The following is a 5,471-nucleotide window of genomic DNA, read 5'->3' on the forward strand; positions in this document are numbered from 1 at the left end:
GAGATGGCGGCGCGCGTCGCGGCGCTGGCGGGCCGCCCTGGCTAGCGCGGCTGGCCGCCCTGGCGAGCGCGGCGAGCCGGCCTGGCTAGCGCGCCGTCGCCGCGAGCGCCGCGTCGAGCGCGTCGAGCAGGCGCGGCGCGTCGGACTCGGCGAACACGAGCGGCGGCCGCACCTTCAGCACGTTTGCCGCGACGCCGGACGCCGAGATCAGCACGCCCTGCTCACGCATGTGGTTCACGACGGCGGTCGCCCGCGCCGCGTCGGCCGCCCCGGTCGCCGGGTCGGCGAGCTCCAGCGCGAGGAAGAGACCAAGGCCGCGCACCGCCGCGACGCCCGTGGCCCGATCGGCGAGCGCCGTGAACTCGCGCAGCAGCAGCGCGCCGACGCCGGCGGCTCCTGCGATGAGGCCGCGATCCTCGATCTCGTCGAGCACCGCGGTCGCCGCGGCGATGCTCACCGGGTTGCCGCCGAACGTGTTGAAGTAGCGCACGTCGCGGCCGAACGCGTCGAACACGTCGGAGCGTCCGATCACCCCGGCGATCGGGATCCCGTTGCCCATGGGCTTGCCGAGCACCACGAGGTCGGGACGCACGCCGTGCGCCGGATACCCCCACCACGCACCGGTGCGCCCAAAGCCCGGCTGCACCTCGTCGGCGATGGCGAGCGCGCCGGCCCGCTGCGCGATGGCGGCCGCCGGCCCGAGGAGCTCGGGCGCGGTGCCCTGCAGGCCGTCGCTCGACAGGATCGAGTCGAGGATCAGCGCGGCTGGGTCGTGCCCGCGCTCGCGCAGCGCCGCGATCGCTCCCTCGACGCGCGCGGCGAACGCTGCGGCGGCGCTCGCCGGGTCCTCGCGCGTGAGATCGGGGGCGGCGATCAGCTCGACATCGCTCGGGATCGGGTTGTTCGGCCCGAGGCTCGGGGAGATCGCCGCCGCGGCCTCCGTGGTGCCGTGGTATGCGTGCGTCGTCGCGATGACCCCGCGCCTGCCCGTCACGTGCCTGGCCATGCGCAGCGCGAGGTCGACCGCCTCGCTGCCCGTGCAGACGAACACCGCCTGCGCGTCCGGAACGTCGAACAGCCCGGTCAGGCGCTCCGCGTAGCCGACCACGTCATCGGTGAGGTACCGCGTGTGCGTGTTCAGGACGTCGAGCTGCGCGGCGACTCGATCCCGCACCCGCGGGTTTGAGTGCCCCACCACCGGCACATTGTTGTACGCGTCGAGGTAGTCGCGGCCCGCGGCGTCGTACAGCAGTACGCCCTCGCCACGCACCGCGTGCACCGGCCGCTCGTAGAACAGTCGGTACGGTGCGCCGAGCACGCGCGCGCGCCGCGAGATGAGATCCCGATCCGCTGGATCGAGCTCACCCGCACGCCGCGGATCGAAGCTGTTGGCCATGTGCATGGTGTGGTCTGTGGACACGCACCCCTCCACTGCTCGCTGGGACGTCGGTCACTCCAGTGTGGCGGAGCCGTGCGGTGGCCACCCGGTTCTCGGTGCACGGTGCCCGATCCGGGGCGGATCCGGGTGCAGCGCGGCGGCACGCGCCGTGCCGGCCGGGATCCCGCGCTGCGTGCGCGCCCCGCTCCGCTAGGGGAGCGGGATCGTAATGGTACCCGTCTCCGGCGGCGACTCGATGGCGCGGCCGCGCAAATCCGGCAGCCAGCGCAGCGTCGACGCGGCGACGATCGCACAGATGGCGAGCAGGATCGAGGAGACGACGATTGCGCCGTGCGCGCCCGCCAGGTCGATCGCGATGCCCGCGAGCGCCGAGCCGGTGGCGACGCCGACGAGCTGGCCGGTGCCCACCCAGCCGTACGCCTCCGCGGTCTCCGAGAACTTCACAGTGGAGCTCACGATGCTGGAGATCGCGGCGAACGCCGGAGCGGTGCCGAGGCCGCCGAGGAAGAGCACCGTTCCGAGCCACCAGATGTTGAGGCTCACAAGGCACAGGAGCGTGCCGGCGAGCACCACGCAGATGCGGATCAGTAGCGAGGTGGGGCGCAGCTCGCGGTGGCCGATCAGCAGGCCGCCGACGAGCGAGCCGCCCGCGAAGAGCGCGAGCACGATGCCGGACTCCATGCTGCCGTGACCGGCACCCTCATCGCTCGAGAACGCGGCGACGATCCCGGCCTCGATCGCCGCGAACGAGGCGACGAAGAAGAACCCGACCACCGTTGAGATGACGACGGTGGGGTAGCGGAGCACTGCGCCGAAGCCGCGCTTCGACGGGGGAATCTTCACCTGGCCGACGGGCTTCGAGAGGATGAACCACGCGCCGCCCAGTGCCATGAAGCCGGCGGCAACGCAGAGGCCTGCGGTGGTGCCGAACTGCGAGGTGATGAAGACCGCGACGACCGGGCCGAGCACCCAGATCAGCTCCTGCGCGGCCGCGTCGAGGGAGAAAAGCCCGGCGAGCTGCTTGCTCGGCACGAGCTTCGGGTAGATGGTGCGCACCGCCGGCGTGATTGGCGGGGTCGTGAGGCCGACCAGGAGGGCAAGGCCGGCGACCACGAAGAGCGGCAGGTGCACGAACGCGATCGTGACGAGCAGCGCGGCGCAGACCACCGAGGTGACCGAGAGCACCGGGCGCATGCCGAGGCGGCCCATGAGGCGGCTGCTCAGCGGGCCGGACACCGCCTGGCCGATGCTCTGCGTCGCGAGCACGAGGCCGGCCGAGGTGTAGTCGCCGTAGGACACCTGGATGTGCAGCAGCAGGATGATCGAGAGCATCCCAAACGGAAAACGGGCAAGCAGCTGTGACACCAACACCCGAAATACGCCGGGATTCTTGCCCAGCTCCCCGTAAATGCCCATCAGAAAAGTATACGTCTGGGCGGGCCGCCTGAGCGAACGCGTCGCACCGAAATTGCGCCAAGGAATTGGTGGGATTCGCGCGTTGCGGCGTGTCGCTGCCAGTGGCACCCGCCGGCGTCAGCCGAGCAGCGCCGCATAGTCGTGCGCGTGCCAGGGCGCGGTGCACGGCGTGCCCTCCGCGAGGTGCATGGTGCGCGTTGCCGGCTCCATGATCGCGGAGACGAGCGTTGCCCACTGTGCGGCGCGTGCGGCGCGCGGATCGGGGTGGCAGCACACCGAGCTGGGCGCGTCGACGTGGTCGGCGAGCGCGGCCTGCAGTTCTGGGATCCCCAGCGGCCTCTGCCGTGCAGCAATAGTGCGGCGCAGCCGGCCGAGGCGCACGAAACTGTCGGGCATGCTGACCGGCGCGAGATCGAAGCCACCGGCGGGGCGACGCACGAAGTGATTGGTGTGGATCGCGGCCCCGTCGTCGGCGATGATCGGGTGCACCGTGCGCGCGTCGCCCGGGGCGGTCTCGACGTTGAGGACGGCACCGTCTGCGGTCGCGACGATGAAGTTTCCCGACGAGGCGCGCGGCGCGCTCGCGAGCAACTCGACCACGTCCGACGCGTGCGCGGCGTCGGCCGCGGCCCGCACGAACACGTGGAACGGAACGCCGTGGGGCCCGCCGTCGAGGGAGCAGACGATCGTGTTGATGCCGATGGCGACGCCGTTCGCGTTCATCGTGGTCTTCGCGAGCAGGCCGGCCTCCACCACCGTCACGAAGTTCGGGCCGTCTGGACGCTCCACCTCCAGCACGATGACGCCATCGGCGAGGACGTCGAGCCAATCCCAGTTCTGGCCGACCAGTGCGTGCCTGGCCGCGGTGCGATCGGGTTCGAGCGCGAAGCTCGAGCACTCGCCGCGGAGCTCGTGGGAGGGGGAAGCGGCGGCGTCCTGCGCGACCGCGGCGCGCCAGAGGATCTCGGTGCGACAGTTCAGCGCGACGATGTCGCCGAACGGGAGTCCGGCCCCGGCAGCGATCCCGCGCAGCTCCGTTGCGAGCTCGGGGAAGTGCTGCTCGATCGCCGGGACGAAGCCGAGCGCGACCGCAACGGCCTCCTCCCAGCCGACGCCCTTCGCGGCGAACGCGCGCTCGTAGCCGGCGCGGGTGCGCAGAATCTCGGTGCGCGCGAGCGCGCCGTACTGGGCGCTGCGCGTCGCGGCGTCGCCCGAGATCCGGATCCGGGGGAAGCGCTGTCCCGGCGACCCGGCGCCCGGCTCGCTCATCGGCCGGCCTGCTCGACGCGCAGCGCGAACGGTCCGTGCTCGCGGGTGGCGGCAGCGATGTCGCGGGTCGGCGCGATCCACGCGCCGGTCTCGACGAGGTGCGCGAGGACGCGGTCGAGGAACGCGAGCCGGGACGGGCGCCCCGTGAGGAACGGGTGGAAGGTGAGCATGGCGTGCCCGCCGAGCGACGCGATGCCGTCGATCTCCGGCAGCCAGACGTCGAGCACCTCGCGGGGCGAACGGATCGTCTTCTCCCAGGTGTCGTTGGTGAACCAGAAGTGCGGCGCATCGTCGAGGAGCCAGGACACCGGCACCTCGACGAGATCGTGCGTGGTGTGCCGGTAGGGCAGGATGTGGTTCAGCAGGTTCGAGCTGTAGCTGAGCCCGGCCTCGGCGAGGAGGTCAAGCGTGTGCGGCGTGAACTCCCAGGAGGGGGAGCGGTAGCCCTCGACGGTCGCGCCGAGGTCGCGGAGCGCGGCGAGCCCGTCGGCCAGCTCGGCGCGTTCCTCGGCGGAGCTGAGCTCCGTTGGGCTCGTGTGCGAGTGGCCGTGGTGCGCCACCTCGTGGCCGTCGGCGAGGATCGCGCGCACCGCGTCGGGGTGGCGGAGCGCGTCCTTGCCTGGCACGTAGAACGTGGCGGTGATGCCGTGCCGACGGAGGATCTCAAGGATGAGCGGGACCCCGACGGTTGGGCCGTAGTTCGCCTGCGAGAGCACGCCAGGCGCGTGTGCGTTCGCCGGGTTCTCGCCGATCATCACCTCTTCGGCGTCGAAATCGAAACTCACCGTCGCCGCGTACTGCGCCCCGCCTGGCCACGTCGTCATGGCGTCCTCCCCTGCGTCTTCGCCAGCCTGGTGCGGCCGGACCCTCGCTCAGTGTGGCGGGGGTGGTGCGTGCGGCGCATGGGGCGAATGACGTACGCGGGTGGGCGGGGTGTGGCTGGCCGCGCGCTGCGTGGCACCCCGGTTGCCCCAAACCAGACGGAGAAATCTGGGATCTCGGAGCCTGTGCAGTGAAAGGCTCCGAGATCCCGGATTTCTCCGTGGGAATTGGTGCGTGTGGGCCCTGGGCCGCTGCGTGTGGGCCGCTGCGTGTGGGCCGCAGGCCGCGCGGTTAGGCGCCCGGCGAGCTCGTCGANGTGCAGTGAAAGGCTCCGAGATCCCGGATTTCTCCGTGGGAATTGGTGCGTGTGGGCCCTGGGCCGCTGCGTGTGGGCCGCTGCGTGTGGGCCGCAGGCCGCGCGGTTAGGCGCCCGGCGAGCTCGTCGAGTAGACGGTGCCGCCGCCCTGCGCGCGCCGGCCCGAGCGGCGCTGGCCGCCCTGCCCTTGGCCGCCCTGACCACCCTGGCCCTGACCCCGGCCGGCGCCCTGCTGCCCGCGGCCGCCCT

4 protein-coding genes are annotated in these 5,471 nt (G+C 72.1%); all 4 read right to left on the reverse strand.

What is annotated here, in order from left to right; genetic code table 11:
- Positions 1-85 precede the first annotated feature (85 nt).
- Entirely contained in the window at positions 86-1,420 is a 1,335-nt protein-coding gene (locus tag EGM46_RS11380; protein ID WP_241156302.1) for an aspartate aminotransferase family protein, read from the reverse strand.
- A gap of 168 nt (positions 1,421-1,588) precedes the next feature.
- A complete protein-coding gene (locus tag EGM46_RS11385) occupies positions 1,589-2,815 on the reverse strand; it encodes an MFS transporter (RefSeq protein WP_125100266.1) in 1,227 nt (408 codons plus the stop codon).
- Between the two features lie 117 nt (positions 2,816-2,932).
- Positions 2,933-4,084, reverse strand: coding sequence for a C45 family autoproteolytic acyltransferase/hydolase (locus EGM46_RS11390; protein ID WP_125100267.1), 1,152 nt, complete (start codon positions 4,082-4,084; stop codon positions 2,933-2,935).
- Entirely contained in the window at positions 4,081-4,908 is an 828-nt protein-coding gene (locus EGM46_RS11395) for a polysaccharide deacetylase family protein (protein WP_125100268.1), read from the reverse strand. Before EGM46_RS11395 ends, EGM46_RS11390 begins: the two co-directional genes overlap by 4 nt.
- Positions 4,909-5,471: the final 563 nt, after the last annotated feature.

Source organism: Leucobacter chromiireducens (assembly GCF_003917135.1).
Lineage (GTDB): Bacteria > Actinomycetota > Actinomycetes > Actinomycetales > Microbacteriaceae > Leucobacter > Leucobacter chromiireducens_A.